Here is a 22881-nt window from a genome sequence, read left to right as displayed (position 1 = left end):
TTGATTGTTCCCAAATAGGGCTCGGCTTGAGATCACTCGCAACACGGAATTAACCGCGTTCGCGTATCACAAGAAAGAGACGATCAAAAACGAGGCACGGTTGAGCGTTTTGTCATCATATCGACTTCGGTTGAAGCGGAAGCGTTATAAATTACGCGCCCGCCGCAAAAGTCGTGAACTGCGCAATCTTGCCAATCGGACCAGTGAAATTCGGCCCAATGATATTTTGCTGTTCTGCACGTTGCGGAACGAAGATGTGCGGCTTCCGTATTTCTTAAGATACTACCGTGACTTAGGTGTCGATCATTTCTTGTTCGTGGATAACGGCAGCGATGATGGTGGCGCGGAATACCTTGCCAATCAGCCTGATGTTTCGGTGTGGTCTACCAAAGCCAGCTACAAAAAATCGCGGTTCGGCATTGATTGGCTGACCTATTTGCAGATGCGCTATGCCGAAGATCATTGGACACTGACTGTCGATGTCGATGAATTCTTTATCTTCCCGTTCTGCGATACGCGTCCTGTGCGCGCGCTGACCGATTGGTTGGATAGTTCCAACATCCGGTCATTTGGCGCGATGATGTTGGACATGTATCCGAAGGGCAAAGTCACCGACAAACCGTACCAGCGGGACACCAATCCGCTGGATATCGCACCTTGGTTCGATGCTGGAAATTATACGATCAGTCGCAATGGCAAGTACCGCAATCTGTGGATCCAGGGTGGCCCCCGTGCACGGGCATTCTTTGCCGACAATCCGAGGCAGGCACCTGCATTGAACAAGGTTCCCTTGGTCAAATGGTCAAGCGATTACACTTATGTCAGTTCGACACACATGTTACTGCCGCGCGGGCTGAACCTTGTTTATGATGAATGGGGCGGTGAAAAAGCGTCTGGTGTGCTGCTGCATATGAAGTTTATCGACACGATCGGTGCCAAGGCCGCCGAAGAACTGGCGCGCGGTGAACACTATGCGGATAGTGCTGAATACAAGGCCTACGCAGAGGGTCTGAAAGACAGTCCCGATTTGTGGTGCAAGTGGTCCGAGAAATACATCAACTGGCGTCAGCTGGAAATTCTGGGGATCATGTCCAAAGGAAACTGGGCATGAGCACCGTTGGTATCGTCATTCTGGTGCACACTGCATTCGATCGCGCCGAACAGGTCATCCGCCATTGGGTGAAGGGCGGGTGTCCAGTCGTCGTGCACGTCGATTCGAGCGTGCCGGACGGGACGTTTAAGGCGTTTCAGCGCAACCTATCGCCTTTGAAGACTGTTAAATTTTCAAAACGCTTCCGATGTGAATGGGGCACGTGGGGCATGGTCGCCGCGACCCAAAACGCGTCCGAGATGATTTTGACCAGCTTTCCGGATGTGCGCCACGTCTATCTGGCCTCTGGTTCGTGTCTGCCGCTGCGCCCTGTTGAGGAATTGCGCACTTATCTTGATGGTCGCCCGCGTACCGATTTTATCGAAAGTGCGACGACCGCAGATGTGCCTTGGACTGTTGGCGGATTGGATAAAGAACGGTTTACTCTGCGCTTCCCGTTCTCGTGGAAAAAGAACCGTCGCTTGTTTGACGCTTATGTCCGGCTGCAACGCCGTGCTGGATTTCGACGGCGTATCCCTGCCGGTCTTGTCCCACACATGGGGTCGCAGTGGTGGTGTCTGACGCGGCAGACGGTGTCGGCGATTTTGCAGGACCCTGATCGACCCGCTTATGATAAGTATTTCAAGAAGGTCTGGATCCCCGACGAAAGCTATTTCCAGACGCTTGTCCGGCTCTATTCGCAAAACATTGAAAGCCGGTCGCTGACTCTGTCGAAGTTCGACTTTCAGGGCAAACCACACATCTTTTACGACGATCACCTCCAGCTTTTGCGGCGGTCTGACTGTTTTGTTGCGCGTAAAACGTGGCAACATGCGAACCGACTTTACAGCACGTTTCTGAACCCTGATCCGTCCGCGTTTAAGGCGGCCGAACCCAATCCAGGCAAGATTGACCGCATTTTTGCGAAGGCTGTGGATAGACGGACCTTGGGACGTCCCGGTCTTTATATGCAAAGCCGTTGGCCGCGTATGGACCGTGAAAACGGGCTAACGTCGTCGCCCTATTCGGTCTTTGAAGGCTTCGTCGAACTGTTCGAGAATTTTGAATTCTGGCTTGCCAAGGAAACAGGTGCACGGGTGCATGGCCACTTGTATCACCCTGAAAAGGTGATGTTTGACGGGCGTCAGGACTATTTTCAGGGTGCGATGTCGAACAGTGCGGTGTTGCGCGATTATCAACCGCATATGTTCCTGACGAACCTGATCTGGAATACCCGCGGTGAACGGCAGGCGTTCCAGTTTGGCCCCGAAGACAATCAAAAGATCGCGCCGACCTTCATTCGTGATCGCAATGCGCAGATTTCCGTCATTTCGGGGGCGTGGGCTGTGCCATTGTTCCTTTCGAACCGTAATTTTGCCGATATCCGTGTTGATGCCGCGCGGATGCAACGGATTGAAAATGCACACCTGATGGCGTTGCGAGAGGCAGACACCAAGGCGCGCGTGCGCATTTGGACGATGGCTGATTTCATTGATAGCCCGATGGAAGCATTGCAAACGATTGTCGATGAAATGACGGGGAAATCTGTGCGCACGTTGACGGAAGCGCCGCGCATGGTTGATTTACAAGGGTTCGGGCAATTCTTGCAGAACCTGAAAAACCAAGGGATGCATCCCTATTTGATGGGTGATTTCCCTGTCGAGAACGCAATTCCCGCGCCGAAGGCGAAAACACGGAAACCTTATCTGGTGCGTAAATAATGTCGCGTTTTGACTATTTTGTTGTGTTTGCCGAAATGCGGACCGGTTCGAATTTTCTTGAAGCCAATATCAACAGTTTTGATGGTCTGACGTGTCACGGCGAAGCGTTTAACCCGCACTTTGTGGGCTTCCCGAATGTCGACAACGTGCTCGGCGTGACTCGTGACATGCGCGAAGCGGACCCTGTTAGCCTGATAGAAAAGATCAAGGCAAAGACGCACGGGCTTGGCGGGTTCCGGTTCTTTAATAACCACGATGCGCGTGCATTGGACGCGATCCTGCCCGACCCGCGCTGTGCCAAGATCATCCTGACACGCAATCCAATCGACAGCTATGTCAGTTGGAAAATCGCGAAGGCGACAGGTCAGTGGAAACTGACGAACGTTAAACATGCGCGAAAAGAACCGGTGGCCTTCAATGCCGCCGAATTTGAACGGCATATGGCAGAACTGCAGGCGTTTCAGGTGACGTTACTGAATGGTCTGCAGAAGACAGGACAAACGGCGTTTTATGTAGCGTACGAGGACCTGCAAGATGTCGACGTGATGAACGGTTTGGCTGCGTTTTTGGGCTGCGAAAGCCGGATTGAAGCGCTTGACCAAAAGCTGAAAAAGCAAAATCCGGAACCGTTGGATAGCAAAGTCACAAACTTTGATGCGATGGCGCATGCGCTGGCCCGCATGGATCGTTTTAACCTGAACCGCACCCCGAATTTTGAACCGCGTCGGGGGCCGAATGTGCCAACGTACATTGCTGCCCCACGTGCGCCGCTTTTGTATTTGCCATTAAAATCTGGACCTGTTGACGTCGTGTCGGATTGGTTGTCACAGCTGGATGATGGTGCAGAGGTGCTGACAACATTCAGTCAGAAAAGTCTGCGCCAGTGGAAGGCTGCCTATACCGATCACCGGACGTTCACCGTGTTACGTCATCCTCTGGCGCGCGCGCATGCTGCGTTCTGTGATCGGATTTTGTCGACGAAAAACGATAGCTTTCCAGAAGTTCGTGAGACTCTCATCAAACAGTTTGGGCTACCGATCCCCAAGTTTGATCCGCTGCGTGACCCTGATCAGGGTTATGATGCGGCTGTTCATAAGGCAGCATTCGTCGCGTTCTTGGGTTTCTTGAAAAAGAACCTGACCGGGCAGACCAGCCTGCGTGTTGATCCGGCTTGGGCGTCGCAGCTTTCGTTGCTGCAAGGAATGTCGGATTTCACGATTCCTGATTTGATCATGCGCGAAGACAGGTTGGGCCACGATCTGGCGATTTTGGCTGCGCATATTGGACGTGAAACGATGCCGGGCGTGCCAGACGTGACCGACCCGCATGCCGAACGTCTCGGGCAGATATACGACGCGGACGTCGAAGCAGCCGCCCGTGATGCTTATCAGCGCGACTACATTGCGTTTGGTTTCGGGGATTGGGCGTAACGGCTTAGGCCGCTTGTGTCGCCTGCGTTTCCGTCAGGATCGTGTGCAACGTCCCGTGATCCGCGTTCGCGCGCAACTTTGCTTGCATATCCGGATCGCGCATCGTCCGCGACACAAGTGCGAGCGCTTTCAGATGTTCCACACCCGCATTTTCAGGTGCCAACAGGGCAAAGATCAGATCGACGGGCTGACGGTCAACCGCATCAAAGTCGATCGGTTTTTCCAAACGCAGGAACATGCCGCAGACTTGGGTCACATCGGCAAGGCGGGCGTGGGGCAGGGCGATGCCATGTCCCACACCGGTTGGTCCTAGGTTTTCGCGATTGATGAGTGCATCGATGACATCGCCTGGCTGAAATCCATAAGCGGTTTCTGCGATATCGCCGAGGTCGTGAAAGAGACGCTTCTTGCTTGTGCAAGACGTCAGCGTTTTTACGGCCTCAGCCTTCAAGATCGTAGAAAGTTCCATTCAACCCACTCTTCAATCGATTAGTTCAGTCCGTCGTTTTCGGATCGACCCAACCAATATTCCCATCATCACGCCGATAAACGACGTTGATTCCGTTATGTTTCTCGTTGCGGAAGACCAGTACCGGGGCGTTGGCCAATTCCATTTGCATCACCGCTTCGCCGGCGGACAGGGACGGAATTTTTGTCTCTGTCTCAGCGATAATCATTGCGCTGACTGTATCTTGCTCCGCTTCGCCCGACTCATCTGTTGGAGCGAGGATATAGGACCCTGCGTCCGAGAGTTCAACTGGTTGTGATCGTTCCTTGTGGTGATCCTTCAACCTGCGCTTGTAGCGACGCAACTGTTTGTCCATTTTTTCGAGACAGGCGTCAAATGCTGCGTAAATTTCGTTGTCGTGACCGGTCGCTTGTGCCGTCAAACCCGTTGATAAGTGAACAATCGCTTCGCAAACATATTCATGTCCAGACTTGGAAAAGACGATATTGGCGTCCGTTGGCCGCCCTGCGTACTTATCCAGCATAACCCCAAGCTCGTCCTTAACGTGCGTTTGAAGAGCGTTTCCTGTGTCGATTTGCTTACCACTGATCTGATACCGCATCGGGTCTCCTATATTGACTGGTACACGCCGGAACGCAGGCAAAACACGCCTTTTTAGGCGGCGGTCGTGTACATTGGGAAGGATGATAACGCCAAGTTTTTCAGTGTCTTGCCTAAGACATCGGCCGAGGCGGCCCAGCAGTTGCGAAGGTTGATCAACTTGACTGTCATCCTTTACATTGGGCGCTCAATTCCGCGTTTTGTCAATGCTGGAGTGGTTAATAGGTGAACCGATCTATACGACCCGAAAGCTATCCCCAAGGTAAACGCGCCGTACGTTTTCGTCTTTAATGACGTCTTCGGTTGTTCCGCTCATCAGCACTTTACCGTCGTGCAGGATGTAGGCGCGGTCCACAATTTGCAGCGTTTCTTGGACGTTGTGGTCGGTGATCAGCACACCAATGCCCCGATTTTTCAGGTCTGCAACAAGGTGGCGGATTTCACCCACAGCAATTGGATCGACGCCCGCAAAGGGTTCATCAAGCAGTACATATTTTGGCCCAGCCGCGAGGCAACGCGCGATTTCGGCGCGTCGCCGCTCACCACCCGATAGCGCAAGCGCGGGTGCCCGCCGCAGGTGTTCAATGGAAAATTCGGATAGCAGTTCCTCCAGCCGATCGCGCTGCTTTTTCTTGTCGGGCACTGCGATTTCAAGAATCGCTTTGATGTTGTCCTCGACCGACAGGCCCCGAAAGATCGACATTTCTTGCGGAAGATAGCCGATGCCAAGTTTTGCGCGACGATACATCGGTAGGGTCGTGACCTCGCGACCGTCAATGATGACTTGCCCGCCTTCCGGCGTCACTAAGCCCGCGATGGAATAGAAGCAGGTGGTTTTGCCGGACCCGTTTGGACCGAGCAGCGCCACAACCTCACCACGTCCAAGGTCGATACTGACGTCACGAATGACCGTCCGCTTGCGATAGCTTTTGCGCAGATTAACGATGCGCAGGCCAACGTCGCCGTCTTGAACAGACAGGTCGTTCATCAGTTGCCCTGCTGGAACACGGTGCGCACGCGTCCTTCCATTTGGGCGTTGCCTGTTTCAACGTCGATGGTCATGCGGTCTGCTGACAAAGCGGATGGGCCTTGGGTCAACAGGACTTCACCGGACAGCACCAGTTTTCCATTGGTCAGGTCGTAGTTGGCGTTTTGCGCTTCCGCGGCTTCGGTGGCTGTCGTGAAGGTCACACCGCCGCTTGCGGCAAAACTGGCGATACCGCCGGTGGCGCCATCATAAACCACCTGTGCCCGTGCAGCCCCAATCCGAAGATCACCTTGGCCGATCAGAACGTTGCCTTCGAAAACCGCCGTGCCCGAATCCTGATCGACCGAAAGGCTGTCGGCTGCCACTTCGACCGGAGCGTTCGGATTGGTCGTGATACCGCCCAAATCAATGTTGGTCTGGGCCATCACGGGGCTAGCCAAAAGCAAGGCAAAAAGCGCGATCGATCTGATCATCTGGTCTGTCCTTCCGGCCCTTAAGGCTGTGTATTCTCGGGCGTGTATAGCAGGCGGACGCCTTGTGTGAACAGCATCTGCTGCCCGTCGCCGTCTTTTGATACTGCTATCCGTACTTTGCCTGCCGACAGTTCACCAAAAGGGGCGTGTACCTCAAGGGGACCGTCAGAGATGATTTCCCCCGTGCGCAGGTCTGCGCTGATGCCGACAGTTTCCATCGTGTAGCCGCTGGATGTTGTGACACGGGAAAGTCCGTTCAGCCGTGCGGTTCGATCTTTGCTATTCAGGATGCTCATGCCTGATGTGACACTCATGGTTGTCCCATCCGCAAAGTCGATGGCGATGTTTAGGTCTTCGACCAGCAATGTCGTTGCGCTGCCGCTTTCGGGTTTTGCGTTCTTGGCGGACACCGCGACGACTGATCCATCGTCGGTCACGCTGGAAAACTGCGGTGACGTGATCTGTTGTTCACGCGCTAGTTCTTCCAGTTGAGCTACGGGGATATCTGGTGTTTCAGACGGGCTGCGGGCGAACAGGAACATGGTGGACAACAATCCAATCGCAACCAGCGGCAGGATGATTTTCACCCACCCGACAAACCACGTATGAAAGTTCTTATAGGTTGCCACGCTGCGTCCTTAATGTGCGAAGATGTCCGCGTCGGGCCACCCGTCCAGATCAAGTTTCGCACGCATTGGCAAGAAATCGAAACAGGCTTGCGCCATTTCGGTCCGCCCTTCACGTGCGAGCATAACGTCAAATGCGGCCTTGAGTTTGTGCAAGTGTAACACATCAGAGGCCGCGTAATTCAGCTGTGCGTCGGTCAGGGTTTCCGCGCCCCAATCGCTTTGCTGTTGGTATTTGGAAATATCGACGCTGATCATTTCGTGCAGCAGGTTCCGCAATCCGTGGCGGTCCGTGTACGTGCGAACCAGTTTCGATGCGATCTTGGTGCAATACACAGGGGCGGCGAGTGTCCCAAACGCGTTGTGCATCGCCGCGATATCAAAGCGACCATAGTGGAACAGTTTGACGACGCCGGGATCGGCCAGCATCTTGCACAGGTTGGGTGCTTCGGTTTGGCCTTTCGCGACCTGAACAAGGTGGCAATCACCGTCGCCGCTGGACATTTGGATCAAGCACAAGCGGTCCCGATGCAGATTCAACCCCATCGTTTCGCAATCAATAGCGACCATTGGCCCTAGATTTAGGCCATCAGGCAGATCGTTTTGGTAAAGGTGATTGGCCATAATGTGCGCTCCAAGTCGGTCAATTGCAGATAGGCTCTACAATGGTGAAGCGCAACTGAACGCAACGCGTATCGGTCAAAGACTGCTAAGGTGATGACGTTCCAACAGGTTCAGCAAAATGTCTTTGGCCGCGATCCGGTGTTGCCTGTGCACAGTGCGCGCACGTTCAGGATCGCCGGACCGGATGGCGTCAACGACCTGACGGTGATCGTCGTTTGATTTGGTCGGGGCGGGACGCATGTAAAGTGTGACAAGCCGCGCCCGACGGACCTGATCTGACATGACTTCCGCAATCATGCGGACGCGTTCGTTATTCCCAAGACGCACAAGTTCGCTGTGAAAAACGTCGTCGGCTGCGGCCCAATCTTCGCGGCGGTCCAGCACAAGCGCTGTGTCCATGTCCACGATGGCTTGGGATAGAACCGCCAGATCGGCGTCTGTCAGATTGCGGCTTGCGGCATTTGCCGCGGCGAGACTTTCAAGCTCTGTTAGGACTTCGTAGACTTCTTCCATATCGCGTGGGGAAAACGGGGTGATGCGGACGCCCTTGCGCGGGCGAACCTTCAATAGACCTTGGCCTTCTAGTCGTAAAAGCGCTTCACGGACGGGGGTGCGAGACATGCCTAGTCGTGTCGCAAGTTCACTTTCCAGATGATCCGTTCCAGCACCAAGCTGACCCGAGAAAATCAGATCTCTCAACTGCTCGATTGCAACCATCGTATTTGACGTCGGTATTGCGCTATTGGTCATTACTTAACAATTCAACCTTTCTCATCAATCGCGCCGACCTGTAAACTGCCGCCTCGATTTCAATTACCTTGAGGTAATCATTCGCATCGTTTTCGAATGCGCCACCGTCCACAAGGCACTCCACGGCACACTTCTGGAGACTAAACGTACAATCGCCCCCAAAAGTTCCCGAATTATCCTGCGATATTATCTCTTTAGCTATAGTGCTACCAAATTGACGCAACTGCGCTGATCCGTCGCCCATCAAGGTGATGGTTCCTTCGGTGCCTTCAAACAGCCCTTCACCCATTGTGCAGCGCGTATTTGTGGCAGCGTGATCAAGGTTGCGGTTGCCGTCCAGAAGACAGCGCATTCCGTTCGGATGGTCAAACATGACCAGCCCTGCGTCTTCTCCTGCGATCACGGGATTCACCTTCCGCAGGTCAGCATAAAGCGCGGTTGGGTTGCCAAACATAAACCGGAACGTATCGATATAATGCACGCCGGTCTCATGGATAAGGAAGCGTTCCATCTGTTGGAAGTAAGGCTGACGCGCGAGGTACGCGTCCGGTCCTTGGCCATCGCCGGGCCGTAATCGAAATGTCGCCTGAAGCGGTGCCCCGATTGCGCCATCGTCGATGGCCGATTTTATGACCCGATACCAAGGTTGGAACCGGAAGTTTTCGTGAATGATCAGCGGAATGCCTTTGGCCTGCGCCAAAGCTGTCATTTCCCGTGCTTCTTCGAGAGACGTGCAAAACGGTTTTTGGCAGATGATCAGTTTTAGATCCGCGTTCAGACCTGTGCGAATGGCTTCTGCATGTGCGCTGGGCGGCACCGCGATATCAAGAATATCTGGTGCGGTCGCCGCCAACATGTCGGACAAGGACGTATAGCTTGGGTAGCCTGTCGCGGATGCTTTGTCCGGGTCATGATCCGCGACACCCACGATTTCGGTCTGATCAATCCGTTCCCAGCCATCACGATGAAACTGGCTAAAGAACCCCGCGCCGAGACAGGCTACCTTCAGCATTAGGTCACCGCCAATTCGATTGCTGCTGCTGCCTGACTGGTCGTTGATGAACCGCCGAGGTCAGCTGTTACGGATGTTTTGTTGGCAACGGCTGCATCGACCGCTGTTCTGATCTTTGCTGCATCCCCCAGCATCGCTGCAATGTCATGTTTTGTGCCAAGCCATTCCAGCATCATGGCGGCAGACAGGATCATCGCAAAGGGATTTGCTTTGCCTTCGCCTGCGATATCCGGCGCTGATCCATGGCATGGTTGAAACACTGCTTGGTGCAGTCCGATGTCAGCTGACGGCGCGAGGCCAAGCCCGCCCATTAGCCCGGCCCCAAGGTCGGATAAAATATCACCAAACATGTTTTCAGTGACCATTACGTCAAAGTCCCATGGTTTTTGCACCATCCAAAGGGCTGTTGCGTCCACATAGGCGTGGTCAGCGGTCAAATTAGGATGGCGCGCCGCTTCTTCATCAAAGATGCCCCGAAAGTATGCAAAAGAGCGAAACACATTTGCTTTATCAACGCAGGTCACCCGACCCGGACCGCGGCCTTGTGCCTTGCGATCGTTAGCGAGATTGAACGCGAAAGCGAAAAGTTTTTCCGAAACGCTGCGTGTGATCTGCAAGGTTTCGCGTGCGTAGTCTTCTGTGACTTCGCCGGTGCCTTGGGTATGAAAAAGCCCTTCAGTGCTTTCACGGATCAGCACGAAGTCGATGGATTTGCCTTCCGGCATCTTCAGGGGGGTCAGGCCGCCGGGGACGACGCGCACAGGGCGCACGCCGGCGAATAGATTGAATTCTTTGCGTAGGTCGATCTGCGGCGAGATTTCAGTGCCGTCTGGATAGCGGACCTCAGGCAGCCCCATCGCGGATAAAAGGATCGCATCCGACTTTGATGCTTTGCGAATGGATTCAGCAGGGAGCCCATCACCCGTTTGCGCATAATACGCGGCGCCTGCAGGCAGGTTTGTGAAAACCAAATCATAGGCGTCACTTTTCTTTGCCATAGCATTCAGAATCGCGACCGTCGGCCCCATGATTTCTGGTCCGATACCGTCACCATCGAAAACGGCAATTTGAAACGATTTGGTCATTATAGTTCCCCTTAGACAGTCAAAGAAGTTTGACAGTCACTATAATTAATGCATACGTTAAAAAATGCAATAATGCATATTTATCTGGTGACACACTAGTATGCATTACTCATACGCGAAGAAACCCTTTGGAGGGCAGGGGGAAAATGTTAATAACGACATCAAATTTCTACTGCGCACTGCAATTGGAAAAAGAAGGACAGTATCATGACTTACGCCGTTTGCGTGACATTCTCTTTGCATCCAGATCGCGTTGAAGATTTCATGCCGCTGATGATCGCGAATGCGCAGACTTCTTTGGCGCAAGAAGTAGGCTGCTTGCAATTCGATGTCCTAACGGAACCGGATCGCCCTGCTGAGGTGTTCTTGTACGAACTGTACACAGATCGCGCTGCTTTTGACGTGCATCTGGGCAGCCTGCATTTCAAAAACTTTGATGCCGCAGTTGGTCCGATGATCGCCGCTAAAGACATCAAGACATTCTCGCAGGTTGCCCAATGACCGAATGGCAGGTCCATGCCGTCAAGTACGCGGATCGCAATGCACGGACCCGTGCCGATAGCTTTATCTTTGATGACAACCACGACGCCCCGCATGCGATGGATTATTTCATGTGGGCGCTGCGGTGCGGGGATCAAACGATTCTTGTCGATACCGGCTATGACGGGGCAGAGGCAGAAGCGCGGGATCGTCCAATTCGCATGGATCCCGTCACAGCCCTAGCACCTTTGGGGATCAAGCCGGACGACATCACGACCCTTATCGTCACCCATCTGCATTATGACCATGCTGGCGGGCTCGATCTGTTCCCGAACGCGACCTTGCATATGCAATCTGCGGAAATGGCATACGCAACTGGCCCGTGCATGTGTCACGACACGTTGCGGATGCCTTTTACGGCGGATCACATCTGCACAGCGATCAAGCGTCTTTATGCTGGCAAAGTCGTCTTTTACGACGGTGATGGGCAGGTGGCGGATGGCGTGACCGTGCATTGTATCGGCGGCCATTCACGCGGTTTACAGGCGGTGCGCGTGCGGACATCGGCAGGGTGGCTGGTGCTGGCGTCAGATGCGGCGCATTTTTGGGAAAACCTGCATGCCCGCAAACCGTTTCCGATTGTGGTGGATATGCAAAACATGCTCGATGGTTTCACGACGTTGGAACAATTGGCAAGTCATCCAAATCTTATCATTCCTGGCCATGATCCCCTTGTTAGAGACTACTTTCCGCAGACCATTGCGGACCATATCACCCGACTAGATCGCGGTCCAACACGAGATATAAAGACATGAAAATAGGCGTCATCGCGGATGATTTCACCGGTGCATCCGACATTGCCCTGACACTGGCCGAAGGGGGTATGCGGACGATGCAATTCGTGGGCGTTCCCGATGCCGACGTGGCGGATGTGGATGCGGGTGTCGTATCGTTGAAATCGCGCACAATTGCTGTGGGTGATGCGATTGCCCAATCGCTTGCAGCTTGTGAATGGTTGCTGTCGCAGGGGGCCAGCCAGATCATTTTCAAGGTCTGTTCAACGTTCGATAGCACCGCAAAGGGCAACATCGGGCAGGTGGCGGAAGCCTTAGCGAAACGGCTTGGTGAAACACACGTCGTGACGTGCCCCGCCTTTCCAGAAAACGGACGTAGTGTCTATCAAGGGCATTTGTTCGTAAATGACGGTTTGCTGAATGAATGTGGGATGCAGGATCACCCGCTGACGCCGATGACCGACGCGGATCTCAGGCGAGTGCTGGCGTTGCAAACCTCGTGGGACGTGACCCATGTGCCGATGAAGGTGGTCGGCCAAGGTGCCGATGCCATTGAAGGCGCAATCGCTGTTTTGCCTGCGTCGATGGTCATTGTGGATGCGATTGCAGATGACGATCTGCGATCTATTGGTGCAGCCGTGAAGGACCGGAAAATGCTGACCGGTGGGTCCGGTATCGCGATTGGACTGCCTGCGAATTTCGGGCTGACGGCGAAAGCGGTGCCTTGGGACGGTGTGACGGGACCGGGCGTTGTTTTGTCTGGGTCGTGTAGCCGCGCCACGCGTGGTCAAGTTGAAAGTTTCACGAAAACGAACCCCGCGAAGGAGTTATCTGCCGCTGACGTGATGGACCGCGCAGGAAAGGTCGATGACATCGTGGATTGGGTGCTGGCGCAAGATATGCCGCCTCTGGTCTATACCTCTGCCGATCCGGACGTCGTGCGTGCAGCTCAAGAGACATACGGTACCGACGTGATTGCAGGCGCGATCGAAAGTATGTTTGCGGATCTTGCGGCCGCTTTGGCAGATGCTGGGATTAACAGGATGGTCGTTGCTGGTGGCGAAACGTCCGGTGCAGCTGTATCGGGGTTAAACGCGCAAAACCTGCGTGTTGGTCCGCGTCTTGCGGCGGGCGTGCCCGTGCTGGCTGTGGATGTCCGTCCGCTGGCTGTTGCGCTGAAATCTGGAAACTTTGGTGGGCCAAATTTCTTTGCGGAAGCATTAACACTTATGGAACGTCCGTCATAATTCGCCTTAATGATGCCTAGGCTGTGTCGTTCTGCTGGCCTGATGATCACCTAATTCTCGACCTATTCGAGTGATTTTGGTGATTTATGCCTTCGACCTATTACGTCAGCACCTTCGGCGATGATGCAAATGACGGCACGCGTGATTTTCCCTTTGCCACAATCGACGGGATCGGCGATGCGCTGATGCCCGGGGATACGGTCTGCTATCTTCCGGGTGCCTATCAGAATGATACCTATGGCGATCTGACATGGGTTGGCAGCGATTGGGTGCGCGATATCTGGAAAGATAGTTCCGATACCATCGTTAAACTGAATGACGTTCACGGCACCGAAGCCAACCCGATTGTCATCAAGCCCTTGTACGAAGGCACGGTCAAATTCCAGTACGACGGCAACGGCGCGATTGTTCTGCGCGACAGCAGTCACATTCGCATCGAGGGATTTGAAATCGAAGGACCCGCGACATCGGTCACTTTGGATGACGCGTTGGACGCGCAGTGGACTTACCGGATCGCGACATCCGAGGACTCGGACGGCAATCCAGTCTACGAATATTTCGAACGTGATCCAAATGAAGTGCTGGTCGAAACTGTCAACGAGACGATCCAGTCTTACGAAGACGCAGGCATTGATCAAAGCGGATCCGGCAAGCCGGCGCTCTTCAATTCCGCAGCGATATCGTTGCCAAAGGGCAGTACCCACATCGAGGTCGTCAATAATGTGATCCATGATAGTGCAGCGCACGCGATTTCTGCGCACGGTGGTAACGACTACATCACTGTGACGGGCAACGAGATTTACAACAACACCCAGCACACGTCGAATGGCACCCATGCGGTGTCGTTTAAGGGGCTGGATAGTTTCGATGAAAACGACGGTTTCAAGATCATCGTGACCGACAATACGTTCCGCGATAATTACAATACTTTGGTGTCGTGGGTTGGGTCCAAAACCACGGTCACCATGGAAATTGATGAAGGCAAATCCATCCATTTTCAGAATGCGATGGACAGCGTCGATCCTGAAAGCGGCACGATGTGGGATCACGGCCAAATGCTGGTGGCCAACAATTTGATTGAACGGGCTGGTAATGCCGCGGTGACCCTGAACAACGTGCGCGGCGCGACTGTTGCGAACAACACGATTGTCGATGCCGGTTATTTGAACACGTTGCTGGCGCAGGATGATGTCGTAGGTAGCGCGTGGGAAGGGTATTTTAGCGGTCAGGGCCTTGTGTCAGGTGAACTGGCGTCGCTGGGTGCAATCAGGTTGGCAACGTCTGGCGTCAATACCATCGCGAACAACCTGATCAGCCTGAGCGATGATACTGTCTTTGCCGTGGACGCATCTGCGGATGCGACCGCAATTACGGCCGTGACGAACATGTTCGTCGGCGGACGCGGTTTGCGCATACGGGCCGAAAGCGATACAACGGGTCCAGTTAGCGGGGGATTTGAAGAAATCGCCGACGCTGGCTTCCGGGATGCTGCTTACGGGAATTACCACATTGACCCAAGCTCTGCCGCGGTTAACGCGGGCACGAACTTGTCTGCTGTCACAACAGACCTCGACGGGGAATCCCGGCTCGGGACCGTTGATGTTGGTGTCTTTGAAAGCGACGAATCCGTTGATGGCTATAACCGTGTCCGTAGGCCCGATGTGATTGATACCGGTGATCCCCTTCTTGACGAACTGATCGACGGCTTGTTGATGGACAGTGTCTATGGTGCTGGCGGGGAAATCACCTACACCTTTGATTTGACAGCCGATATCGCCTTCGATGGTGCGAATTCAGTTCTGAACCAAGATTCTATCGACCGCCATTTGCAGGTCTTTGCGGATGTGACCGCATACACAGGTGTGACGTTCACCGAAGTGGATGCGCTTGAACAAAATGCGGACCTTTATTTTAGCTTCCGCGAAAACACATCGACCGCCTACGTCTACGGCTACAACGGCGGTGTCATGCATGTGTATAACCCTGACCGCGATACGCCGATTATGGGCGACTACGTTGACCATTTGATCTTGCATGAATTGGGTCACGGACTTGGACTTGAACACGCCCATGACGACCATGGTCACGGGGATGAAGAACATGGTTTGCCGGAAGCCTATCAGGGTCATTCGTGGAGCGTGATGTCATATCGCGCCCACCCGGATACGAATTCCCTGTATTATGGCACTGAACATGGGCCGGAAACGTTCATGTTGGCTGATATTGCAGCCCTGCAGTACCAGTTCGGGGCCAACTTCGAAGCCCAGTCAGACGATACACTTTACCAAGTGAACTTCAGCACAGGCGAGCTGTTGATTAACGGCGAATCCCAAGGCCTGCCGAACAACAACAAGATGCAGCGTGCGATCTGGGATGGTGCGGGCATTGATACGCTTGATCTGTCGAATGGCGAAGATCACATGACGATCAATCTGCAGCCCGGTAGCTTCACCAGTTTCGGCGAACGCTTCCTGCCAGATACGACAGGCGAAGGTGTATACTTTGCCGAAGGCAATATCGCCAATCCGTATCTTTACAACGGCAACCTGTCGTCCCTGATCGAAAATGCCATCGGTGGCGGTTTCCGCGATCTGATTATTGGCAACGTGTTGGATAACACCCTGACAGGTGGCAACGGTGAAGACGGGCTGTACGGGCTTGCCGGCAATGACACATTGATCGGTGGCCGCGATAACGATCTGATTATTGATGGTCTGGGTCACACAACGGCCACGGGCGGTGCTGGTGATGATGTGGTTGTTGCGCTGTCCGGTAACGGAAACCTTCAAGGCAACGGCAGCGATGACGTGATCATCGGTGGGATCGACGCGGACAACCTGTCCGGCGGTGTCGGGAACGACAAGATCCGCGGCGAAGGTGGCCGTGGTCTGATGTTTGGCGATGACGTCATTATCGGCGGTCGGGATGATGACCTGCTAATGGGGGGGCGTGGCGCCGATCAATTCGTGTTCCGTCCAGACGACGGAAACGATGTCATTGCGGGTTTTCTTGTCGGTGACATTACAACGGCCGCAAGCCGCGATATTGATCCGTCGAGCGTCGATTTCACGGTCGGTGTGGATACCATCAAACTGTCCGGTTTCCGTGATATTGACGCCTCAAACGTCATGGATTTTGTGACTGACGGTGCGCAGGGTGCTGTGTTCTCTGCCGAAGACACATCAGTCACGGTGTTTGGCGTTTCTGCCACGACGTTAAGTGTCGATGATTTTGTATTTTAAGGGTTTTCAGATGTTTGTCCCAAAGGTCATTTTGATCCCTGCTGCGGTGCTTTCCCTGACAATCCTGTCCGCATGTGGCGGCGGCAGCGGTCCAGTGGCCGTTAATGTGCCTATACCTGTGCCGACCGAGCCGACACCGGTTGATCCTGCAGACGTTGACTTGCTAGATGATCTTGCGACTTCAACCCCGCCAATCGAAGACGAAGTTGCACCGTCGTTGGATGGTGCGGGCACAGTCGCACCTGTTGAAATCGATCCAAGTGATCCGGTTCTTTTGGCGACATTGGCAGCAATCGAAGCGAACCAAACTGTGATTTCATCCGCTGCATTGGTCACAAACACTGACGGTAGCCGGAGTGTACTGACCCGCGACGGGTTGTATGAACGAATTGATGGATCGCTTAGCCTTGCTGACGTGGCTGCGTACCTCAATAATGATGTGCTGGGCGATTATGATAATGCATCTGCGTTTCATCAGGCCGACGCGGTTGGGATTGTTGGTTTAGCGACGCCGCTTGCCGATCTGCGCACGACGGGTGATGCGCGGTTTGAAGGTGGTGCATCCGGTTTTGTCATCACCGGCACAAACGGTGTCGATCTGATCAAGGGCCGCAGCGTCGTTGACGTGGCATTTGGTGTCGACCGCTTGACCGTGACGTTGGACGAATTTGAAGGTGTGAGCCAGATCAGCGGCCTTGTCGTGGATAGCCCTGTGACCGAGATCAAGCTGCGCAATGCAATCATTGCCGACGGTGCGTTTTCGGGCGGTACCTTGTCGCTGCGCGATAGTGACGGCGCAGTGGACATCACGGGGTCAGACACGACGACGGTCGCCCAAGGGCAGTTCTTTGGGTTGGATGCCGACGGATCAACCCCTGACGAGGTCGGCGGTTTGATCCTGTCCGAAGGCACCAACGGCATCGTTTATGGCACGTTCATCGCCGACTAAAGCGTTGGCGTCAGCGACAGCAGATTTTTTGAATAGTCGGCCTGTGGATTGGTGAAAAACGGCTCTGATCCGCCTGTTTCCATGACCTTCCCGCCTTGCAGAACTGTGATGTCATCCGACATCTGCCGCACGACGGCTAAGTTATGACTGACGAACAGCATTGTCAGTCCAAAGGTGCTTTGCAGGTCTTTGAGCAGGTTCAACACTTGGGCTTGGATCGACACATCAAGCGCCGATGTCGGTTCATCGCAAATCAGGAAGCGGGGCCGCGCCAGTAGCGCCCGCGCCACCGCAATCCGCTGCCGTTGACCACCAGAGAACTGATGCGGGTATTTGTCGATCGCATCAGGTGCCAACCCAACAAGCGACAACATCGCAGCACATAACGCGCGGCGCTTTTTGGCGTCGTCTTCTAACCCGTAAAGCCACAGTGGTTCCGCAAGCAGCGCGCCAACACGGTGCCGGGAATTTAGGCTACTATAGGGGTCTTGGAACACCATCTGGATGATCCGCCGTGATGGGTCTTTGCGTGCCCGTGATTTTGCGTCGGGCAGCGGTTTGCCGTCCAGTGTCATCGTGCCTGCGCTGGGCTGCACGAGGCCGGTCAGAACCTTTGCCATCGTCGATTTGCCGGATCCGCTTTCGCCCACAAGACCCATTACCGTGCCCGGTCTGACAGCCATGGAAACAGAGTCTAATGCGGTGAAACTGTCGGGTTTGCGGAAAAGGGATGTACGTTCGCCAGCGAATTTGACAGTGATGTCCTGCGCTTCCAACCCGATGGGGTCTTGGATACCACCGGCCAGTAACCACGCCTCTGCGTCCATACCGCTGACGATTTCGGGTGCGTCGACGTCGGCTTCTGTTGCAGGAACAAGGAAACGGTCGATCTTTTGATCCAGTCGCGGCACAGCAGCGAGCAGGGCGCGCGTGTATGGATGTTCTGGCAGCCGCAGAACGCGTTCTGTTGGGCCGCTTTCCATCACTTTTCCGCCACGCAAAACTGTGACGTTATCGGTAATCTGTGCAATCACACCAATGTCGTGGGTGATCAGGATAAAGCCGATGCCGCGTGTGTCCGCCAGTTCGCGGATCAGGTCGAGCACTTGAGACTGCACCGCCACGTCAAGTGCGGTTGTCGGTTCATCTGCGATGATCAGGTCGGGGTTCGTACATAGCGCAAGCGCGATCACAACACGCTGCCGCATGCCGCCGGAAAACTGGTGTGGGTAGGCCTTGATCCGGTCACTGGCGTTTTTGATCCCAATTTCGGTCAGCAGATCAACGGCACGCGCCCTTGCATCAGAGTCTGAAATGTCTTCATGCGATTGCATCGTTTCAATTAACTGATCTTCGATCCGCATCAGTGGGTTCAGGCTGGTTTGCGGGTCTTGGAAGATCATTGAAATACGGGCACCGCGCACCGCATGTGCCTGCGCGGTTGTAAGATCGCGCAGGTTGGTGTCGCCCAAGGACATCTCGCCTTGTGCCACATAACCGGGGCTTTGCAGTAGCCCGATGATCGCGGCACCAATGGTCGATTTGCCTGCGCCGCTTTCACCGACAAGGCCGTGGATTTCGCCTGCTTTGACACTGATATCCACGTTTTCGATAGCCGTGAATTCACCCCGTCTCGACGGGAATTTGACGGTCAGATTTGTGACGGACAGCATCAGCGCAACCTCGGGTTAAAGACATCGCGCAGGAAATCACCCAGCACGTTGATGGACACGACAAGGGCGACAAGGAACATCGTTGGCACCCATAAAATCCACCATTCGCCGGACAACAGAAAACCCATGCCGATGCGGATGAGCGTACCTAACGAAGGGGAATCCGCCGGTAATCCGATGCCGAGGAACGATAGCGTCGCCTCGAGCAGGATCGCGCTGGCGAGGTCCACGGTCATAATGACGAGCAGTGGTCCCATAATATTTGGCAGGATATGCCACAGCATCACACGCAGCGGATGTTGGCCCATGATCATCGCGGCTTGCACGTATTCTTTGTTCTTTTCGACAAAGACGGACGCGCGGGCGGTGCGGGCAAAGTTTACCCACAGCGACAGGGCAATTGCGGTTGTCAGCACAATGACACGCAGTTCTTGATGCACGTCGCTGGGCAGGATGCCCCGCGCGATGCCGTCGATGAGCAATGCGGTCAGGATCGCAGGCAGCGCCAATTGCACGTCCGCGACCCGCATGATGATCGCGTCCAATCGGCCGCCATAGTAGCCCGCGATCAGGCCAAGGCTGACCCCAAGCACCAGCGCGATGGCCATTGCGACGATCCCGATCAGCATCGATAGACGCGCGCCGTACAGGATCGCGGCGACCATATCGCGGCCTTGGTCGTCTGTGCCAAGCGGGAAGCGGGGTGTGCCGAATTCTTCCCACATGGGTGGCAAAAGTCCGTCCATCAGCGAAAAGGACGCCAAATCGTACGGATTAGTGTCTACAAGCCACGGCGCGAACAGCGCACCGAACAAGATCGCAAGCGCGGTCAAGGCTGCGATCATCGCGGCTGGCCTACGCCGGAAAAGCCAGAAACCGTCACTGTCCCAAAGTCGATACAACATTACGCTGCCTCCTTCACGCGCAGGCGCGGGTCGATTGCCACGTAGAGCAGATCAACGATCAGGTTCACGAGGACGAAGAAGAATGCGATGACGACAAGGTAGACGCCCATCACCGGAATATCGACGAAACGGATGGATTCGAGGAACAACAGGCCCATGCCGGGCCACTGGAAAACAGACTCTGTTACGATGGAAAACGCGATTACGCCGCCGAATTGTAGGCCGATGATCGTGATGACGGGGACCATCGTATTTGCGAGCGCGTGTTTGTAATGCAGCGACCGTGTCGGGATACCGCGGGCCATCGCGAAGCGGATGTAGTCGGTCTTCATGACTTCCATCATCTGGGCGCGGACGAGGCGCATGGTGAGGGTCAGTTGATAAACCCCAAGAGTGAGCGCCGGTAGGATCAACGACCGCCAGCCGTCGAGTGTGAGGAATGATGTGCTCCACCCTCCGATTTGTGTGGTGCCGGATCGGCCAAAGGTAGGAAGCCAACCGAGCTGCACGCCGAACAGGAAGATCAGCATGATCCCGATCACAAACGTGGGGATCGAGACGCCGACAAGGGTGGTCAGCAAGATCGCTTGGGATGCGACGCCGCTTGGTCGTAGCGCTGTGTAGACACCTGCGGGGATGCCAATGATCAGCGATATGACCAGCGCGAAGGTGCCAAGTTCAAGCGTCGCGGGCAGGCGTTTCGCGATCATTTCGCCGACGGGTTCGCGGGTTCGGTAGGAATAACCAAAGTCGCCTCTCAACAGGTCTGTTGAGAATCGGTAGAATTGCAGGGCAAAGGGGTCGTTCAAGCCAAGGTCTTCGCGCAGGCGTTCGCGGTCCTCGACGGAGGTTTCGACGCCAGTCATCTGGCTGACCGGATCGCCCACAAAGCGGAACAGTGAAAAGGCCAGAAACGCGACAGCCAACATCACAAACGCCGATTGGACGAGCCGTTTGAAGATGAGATAAATCATCGTATTGGCCTTATTCGTGTCTAGTCAGGGCCAAATGCGGCCCCGACTTTTGATAAACGCGTAACGCGTGGATTAGTTCACGGTGACCCAGCGCAACATGAAGAAGTTGTCAGCGCGCTGTGTCAGGTCAACGTTGTCTTTCGCAGCCCAAATCAACGGCTGGGTGTAAAGCGGCACATAGGCAGTTTCGGCTTGCGTGATTTCGACAACCTGATCAATCAGCGCCTGACGGGCGTCTGCATCGATTTCCTGCTGGATTTGCGGCAGTAGCGCGTCAACTTCGGCGTTGGAATAGTTGCCAAAGTTCCACGAACCCAGTTTCTTTTCGTCATCCTGAGAATGCATCAAGAAGCGGATCGGGTGTTCAGCGTCGAATGTGCCCGGGGACCAGCCCAGCAGGTACATGTCGAAATCGTCGGCCCGCAGTTGTTCCCAGTAGTTGCGCACTGGCACAGTTGTCAGCTCTGCGTTCATACCAACAGCGGCCAGCATGGATGCGGCGGCACGGCACAGCGCCTCATCGTTGATGTAGCGGTCGTTGGTGCATTTCAGGCCAAACGAGAACCCGTCTGGATACCCAGCTTCGGCAAGCAGTTCTTTCGCACGCTCTGGATTATATTCAGGACGGTCTGCGTTTGCTTCGGAATAACCAGAGATACCTTCAGGGACCAATTGGCTGACAGGTTCGATTTTGCCGCGCATCACGACGCGGTCGATGGTGTTCACGTCAATCGCATGCGCCACGGCAAGCCGCACTTTCGGGTCTGTGAAAGGGTTTGCGTCCGTCACATCTTCGGAAAACAGCAGGGTGTCGTGTTCGTGGCCAAAGCCGAACATGATCACACGCGTTTCCAAACCTTCGATGACCTTAAAGCCATCGCGGCCTTCGACCTGACCCACGTCTTGCAGTGGAATGGGTTCGATAAAGTCGATTTCGCCTGACAGAAGTGCCGCCAAACCGGTTGATGCATTGCCGATTGGCGTCAGCGTTGCTTCGGTGATGTTGTGTTCCGCGTCGTCCCACCAGCCTTCAAACGGGGTCAGCGTTGTGGATACCCCCGGATCGCGGGCCGAGATCATGAATGGGCCGGTGCCGTTCGCATTGCGTGTCGCGTGGTTCTCCGCGTCACGTGCAGGCAGGGCTGCGTCGTTGTCTGTCGTCCAACCGCTGTCCATGATCATGAAATTCGCGATGCTGTCAGGGAACAGCGGGTTCGGCGCGGAGGTTACGAATTCGACGGTAAAGTCATCAACGACGCGGAATTCAGAAACCGGCGCAAACCATGACCGCACGTCTGATGCTTCGTTTGATGCGCGTTCGTAGGAGAATTTCACGTCTTCTGCCGTAAATTCGGACCCGTCCTGATAGGTCACGCCTTGGCGCAGATTAAACCTCCAGCCGTTTTCGCCTTCGAGTGGTTCCCACGATCCAGCCAAGGACGGTTCAATCGCCATATCTTTGCCGCGGCGCACAAGACCTTCATACACGTTGTTCAGGAACGACAGCACAGGGGCCGCGTTCACGGCATGGGGGTCCATTGTCTGTGGATCTGTCGTGGATGCCCAGCGCAGCGTTTCCGCAGTTGCCCCGTTCGCAATCAGCGCAAGCGCTGTCGCCGAGAGTTTAAGTTTGTTCGATAAACGCATGTGTATCCCCATTTTTGATTCCGTCCTGATCACACTGACGCCGTGCGACATTTTGTCAAATCACGCTTCATGTGCGCCAATCGCTACCTAGTCCGCTGTCGT

General features: G+C 54.7%; 21 protein-coding genes. 8 read left to right on the top strand and 13 right to left on the bottom strand.

The annotated features are described in order from the left end of the window. Positions 1-130 precede the first annotated feature (130 nt). Genes MWU61_RS15865 through MWU61_RS15855 form a run of 3 tightly spaced genes read left to right on the top strand, consistent with a single transcriptional unit; the run spans position 131 to position 4241 of the window. A complete protein-coding gene (locus tag MWU61_RS15865) occupies positions 131-1111 on the top strand; it encodes a glycosyltransferase family 2 protein (protein WP_247129417.1) in 981 nt (326 codons plus the stop codon). Continuing rightward, positions 1108-2811, top strand: a complete 1704-nt coding sequence (locus MWU61_RS15860; RefSeq protein WP_247129416.1) for a beta-1,6-N-acetylglucosaminyltransferase — start codon at positions 1108-1110, stop codon at positions 2809-2811. The genes MWU61_RS15865 and MWU61_RS15860 overlap by 4 nt, the downstream gene beginning before the upstream one ends. Continuing rightward, positions 2808-4241 (top strand): sulfotransferase family 2 domain-containing protein, encoded by a 1434-nt coding sequence (locus MWU61_RS15855; protein ID WP_247129483.1) that lies wholly within the window; start codon positions 2808-2810, stop codon positions 4239-4241. Before MWU61_RS15860 ends, MWU61_RS15855 begins: the two co-directional genes overlap by 4 nt. A gap of 4 nt (positions 4242-4245) precedes the next feature. On the opposite strand, the gene MWU61_RS15850 is transcribed toward MWU61_RS15855, so the two are convergent. The 9 genes from MWU61_RS15850 to MWU61_RS15810 all read right to left on the bottom strand — a co-directional run bounded on the left by MWU61_RS15850 (position 4246) and on the right by MWU61_RS15810 (position 10868). Next, positions 4246-4710, bottom strand: coding sequence for a PTS sugar transporter subunit IIA (locus MWU61_RS15850; protein WP_247129414.1), 465 nt, complete (start codon positions 4708-4710; stop codon positions 4246-4248). Positions 4711-4735: 25 nt separating this feature from the next. Continuing rightward, positions 4736-5311 (bottom strand): ribosome-associated translation inhibitor RaiA, encoded by a 576-nt coding sequence (gene raiA, locus MWU61_RS15845; protein ID WP_247129412.1) that lies wholly within the window; start codon positions 5309-5311, stop codon positions 4736-4738. Between the two features lie 234 nt (positions 5312-5545). After that, positions 5546-6298, bottom strand: coding sequence for an LPS export ABC transporter ATP-binding protein (gene lptB, locus MWU61_RS15840; RefSeq protein ID WP_247129410.1), 753 nt, complete (start codon positions 6296-6298; stop codon positions 5546-5548). Continuing rightward, positions 6298-6771 carry an LptA/OstA family protein gene (locus tag MWU61_RS15835; protein WP_247129409.1) on the bottom strand — a complete coding sequence of 158 codons (474 nt, stop codon included), beginning with the start codon at positions 6769-6771 and terminating at the stop codon, positions 6298-6300. The genes lptB and MWU61_RS15835 overlap by 1 nt, the downstream gene beginning before the upstream one ends. Positions 6772-6791: 20 nt before the next feature. After that, positions 6792-7400: a hypothetical protein gene (locus MWU61_RS15830; protein WP_247129407.1), complete on the bottom strand. Its 609-nt coding sequence runs from the start codon at positions 7398-7400 to the stop codon at positions 6792-6794. 9 nt (positions 7401-7409) lie between these two features. Next, positions 7410-8021 carry a ribonuclease D gene (locus MWU61_RS15825; RefSeq protein ID WP_247129405.1) on the bottom strand — a complete coding sequence of 204 codons (612 nt, stop codon included), beginning with the start codon at positions 8019-8021 and terminating at the stop codon, positions 7410-7412. 75 nt (positions 8022-8096) lie between these two features. Further along, positions 8097-8771 carry a GntR family transcriptional regulator gene (locus tag MWU61_RS15820; RefSeq protein ID WP_247129404.1) on the bottom strand — a complete coding sequence of 225 codons (675 nt, stop codon included), beginning with the start codon at positions 8769-8771 and terminating at the stop codon, positions 8097-8099. Beyond that, positions 8761-9783 carry a Gfo/Idh/MocA family oxidoreductase gene (locus MWU61_RS15815; RefSeq protein WP_247129402.1) on the bottom strand — a complete coding sequence of 341 codons (1023 nt, stop codon included), beginning with the start codon at positions 9781-9783 and terminating at the stop codon, positions 8761-8763. Before MWU61_RS15815 ends, MWU61_RS15820 begins: the two co-directional genes overlap by 11 nt. Then, the gene (locus tag MWU61_RS15810; protein ID WP_247129400.1) at positions 9783-10868 is read right to left on the bottom strand and encodes an isocitrate/isopropylmalate family dehydrogenase; all 1086 of its coding nucleotides are present in this window, start codon (positions 10866-10868) and stop codon (positions 9783-9785) included. The genes MWU61_RS15815 and MWU61_RS15810 overlap by 1 nt, the downstream gene beginning before the upstream one ends. 207 nt (positions 10869-11075) lie before the next feature. Here MWU61_RS15810 and MWU61_RS15805 point away from each other — a divergent pair, with 207 nt between their 5' ends. From MWU61_RS15805 to MWU61_RS15785, 5 genes are all read left to right on the top strand, one after another. After that, complete coding sequence (locus MWU61_RS15805; protein ID WP_247129398.1) at positions 11076-11369, top strand: putative quinol monooxygenase; 294 nt, start codon at positions 11076-11078, stop codon at positions 11367-11369. After that, positions 11366-12163, top strand: a complete 798-nt coding sequence (locus tag MWU61_RS15800; protein ID WP_247129395.1) for an N-acyl homoserine lactonase family protein — start codon at positions 11366-11368, stop codon at positions 12161-12163. Before MWU61_RS15805 ends, MWU61_RS15800 begins: the two co-directional genes overlap by 4 nt. Further along, the gene (gene otnK, locus MWU61_RS15795) at positions 12160-13389 is read left to right on the top strand and encodes a 3-oxo-tetronate kinase (RefSeq protein WP_247129394.1); all 1230 of its coding nucleotides are present in this window, start codon (positions 12160-12162) and stop codon (positions 13387-13389) included. Before MWU61_RS15800 ends, otnK begins: the two co-directional genes overlap by 4 nt. A gap of 86 nt (positions 13390-13475) precedes the next feature. Then, positions 13476-16631, top strand: a complete 3156-nt coding sequence (locus MWU61_RS15790) for a M10 family metallopeptidase C-terminal domain-containing protein (protein ID WP_247129393.1) — start codon at positions 13476-13478, stop codon at positions 16629-16631. A gap of 10 nt (positions 16632-16641) precedes the next feature. Continuing rightward, entirely contained in the window at positions 16642-17580 is a 939-nt protein-coding gene (locus MWU61_RS15785) for a hypothetical protein (protein ID WP_247129391.1), read from the top strand. On the opposite strand, the gene MWU61_RS15780 is transcribed toward MWU61_RS15785, so the two are convergent. The 4 genes from MWU61_RS15780 to MWU61_RS15765 form a co-directional block, all read right to left on the bottom strand. Next, positions 17577-19253 carry an ABC transporter ATP-binding protein gene (locus MWU61_RS15780; RefSeq protein WP_247129389.1) on the bottom strand — a complete coding sequence of 559 codons (1677 nt, stop codon included), beginning with the start codon at positions 19251-19253 and terminating at the stop codon, positions 17577-17579. The two genes, MWU61_RS15785 and MWU61_RS15780, sit on opposite strands and share 4 nt — an antisense overlap. Continuing rightward, on the bottom strand, positions 19253-20158 hold the full coding sequence (locus MWU61_RS15775; RefSeq protein ID WP_247129387.1) for an ABC transporter permease: 906 nt from the start codon (positions 20156-20158) through the stop codon (positions 19253-19255). The genes MWU61_RS15780 and MWU61_RS15775 overlap by 1 nt, the downstream gene beginning before the upstream one ends. Next, on the bottom strand, positions 20158-21132 hold the full coding sequence (locus tag MWU61_RS15770; protein ID WP_247129386.1) for an ABC transporter permease: 975 nt from the start codon (positions 21130-21132) through the stop codon (positions 20158-20160). Before MWU61_RS15770 ends, MWU61_RS15775 begins: the two co-directional genes overlap by 1 nt. A gap of 72 nt (positions 21133-21204) precedes the next feature. Further along, on the bottom strand, positions 21205-22779 hold the full coding sequence (locus MWU61_RS15765) for an ABC transporter substrate-binding protein (RefSeq protein ID WP_247129384.1): 1575 nt from the start codon (positions 22777-22779) through the stop codon (positions 21205-21207). Positions 22780-22881 lie beyond the last annotated feature (102 nt).

It is taken from the genome of Loktanella sp. F6476L, from assembly GCF_023015725.1.
Classification (GTDB): domain Bacteria; phylum Pseudomonadota; class Alphaproteobacteria; order Rhodobacterales; family Rhodobacteraceae; genus Yoonia.
Note: the sequence above shows the minus strand (reverse complement) of the source record. Positions and strands in the feature narration are given on the sequence as shown.

Excerpts from the sequence above, each read along its gene's own strand:
- MWU61_RS15775 (WP_247129387.1), bottom strand. The coding sequence starts at position 20,158 with ATGTTGTATCGACTTTGGGACAGTGACGGTTTCTGGCTTTTCCGGCGT.
- MWU61_RS15835 (WP_247129409.1), bottom strand. The coding sequence starts at position 6,771 with ATGATCAGATCGATCGCGCTTTTTGCCTTGCTTTTGGCTAGCCCCGTG.
- lptB (WP_247129410.1), bottom strand. The coding sequence starts at position 6,298 with ATGAACGACCTGTCTGTTCAAGACGGCGACGTTGGCCTGCGCATCGTT.
- MWU61_RS15800 (WP_247129395.1), top strand. The coding sequence starts at position 11,366 with ATGACCGAATGGCAGGTCCATGCCGTCAAGTACGCGGATCGCAATGCA.
- MWU61_RS15825 (WP_247129405.1), bottom strand. The coding sequence starts at position 8,021 with ATGGCCAATCACCTTTACCAAAACGATCTGCCTGATGGCCTAAATCTA.
- raiA (WP_247129412.1), bottom strand. The coding sequence starts at position 5,311 with ATGCGGTATCAGATCAGTGGTAAGCAAATCGACACAGGAAACGCTCTT.
- MWU61_RS15850 (WP_247129414.1), bottom strand. The coding sequence starts at position 4,710 with ATGGAACTTTCTACGATCTTGAAGGCTGAGGCCGTAAAAACGCTGACG.
- MWU61_RS15770 (WP_247129386.1), bottom strand. The coding sequence starts at position 21,132 with ATGATTTATCTCATCTTCAAACGGCTCGTCCAATCGGCGTTTGTGATG.
- MWU61_RS15785 (WP_247129391.1), top strand. The coding sequence starts at position 16,642 with ATGTTTGTCCCAAAGGTCATTTTGATCCCTGCTGCGGTGCTTTCCCTG.
- MWU61_RS15810 (WP_247129400.1), bottom strand. The coding sequence starts at position 10,868 with ATGACCAAATCGTTTCAAATTGCCGTTTTCGATGGTGACGGTATCGGA.
- MWU61_RS15815 (WP_247129402.1), bottom strand. The coding sequence starts at position 9,783 with ATGCTGAAGGTAGCCTGTCTCGGCGCGGGGTTCTTTAGCCAGTTTCAT.
- otnK (WP_247129394.1), top strand. The coding sequence starts at position 12,160 with ATGAAAATAGGCGTCATCGCGGATGATTTCACCGGTGCATCCGACATT.
- MWU61_RS15790 (WP_247129393.1), top strand. The coding sequence starts at position 13,476 with ATGCCTTCGACCTATTACGTCAGCACCTTCGGCGATGATGCAAATGAC.
- MWU61_RS15780 (WP_247129389.1), bottom strand. The coding sequence starts at position 19,253 with ATGCTGTCCGTCACAAATCTGACCGTCAAATTCCCGTCGAGACGGGGT.
- MWU61_RS15765 (WP_247129384.1), bottom strand. The coding sequence starts at position 22,779 with ATGCGTTTATCGAACAAACTTAAACTCTCGGCGACAGCGCTTGCGCTG.
- MWU61_RS15805 (WP_247129398.1), top strand. The coding sequence starts at position 11,076 with ATGACTTACGCCGTTTGCGTGACATTCTCTTTGCATCCAGATCGCGTT.
- MWU61_RS15860 (WP_247129416.1), top strand. The coding sequence starts at position 1,108 with ATGAGCACCGTTGGTATCGTCATTCTGGTGCACACTGCATTCGATCGC.
- MWU61_RS15820 (WP_247129404.1), bottom strand. The coding sequence starts at position 8,771 with ATGACCAATAGCGCAATACCGACGTCAAATACGATGGTTGCAATCGAG.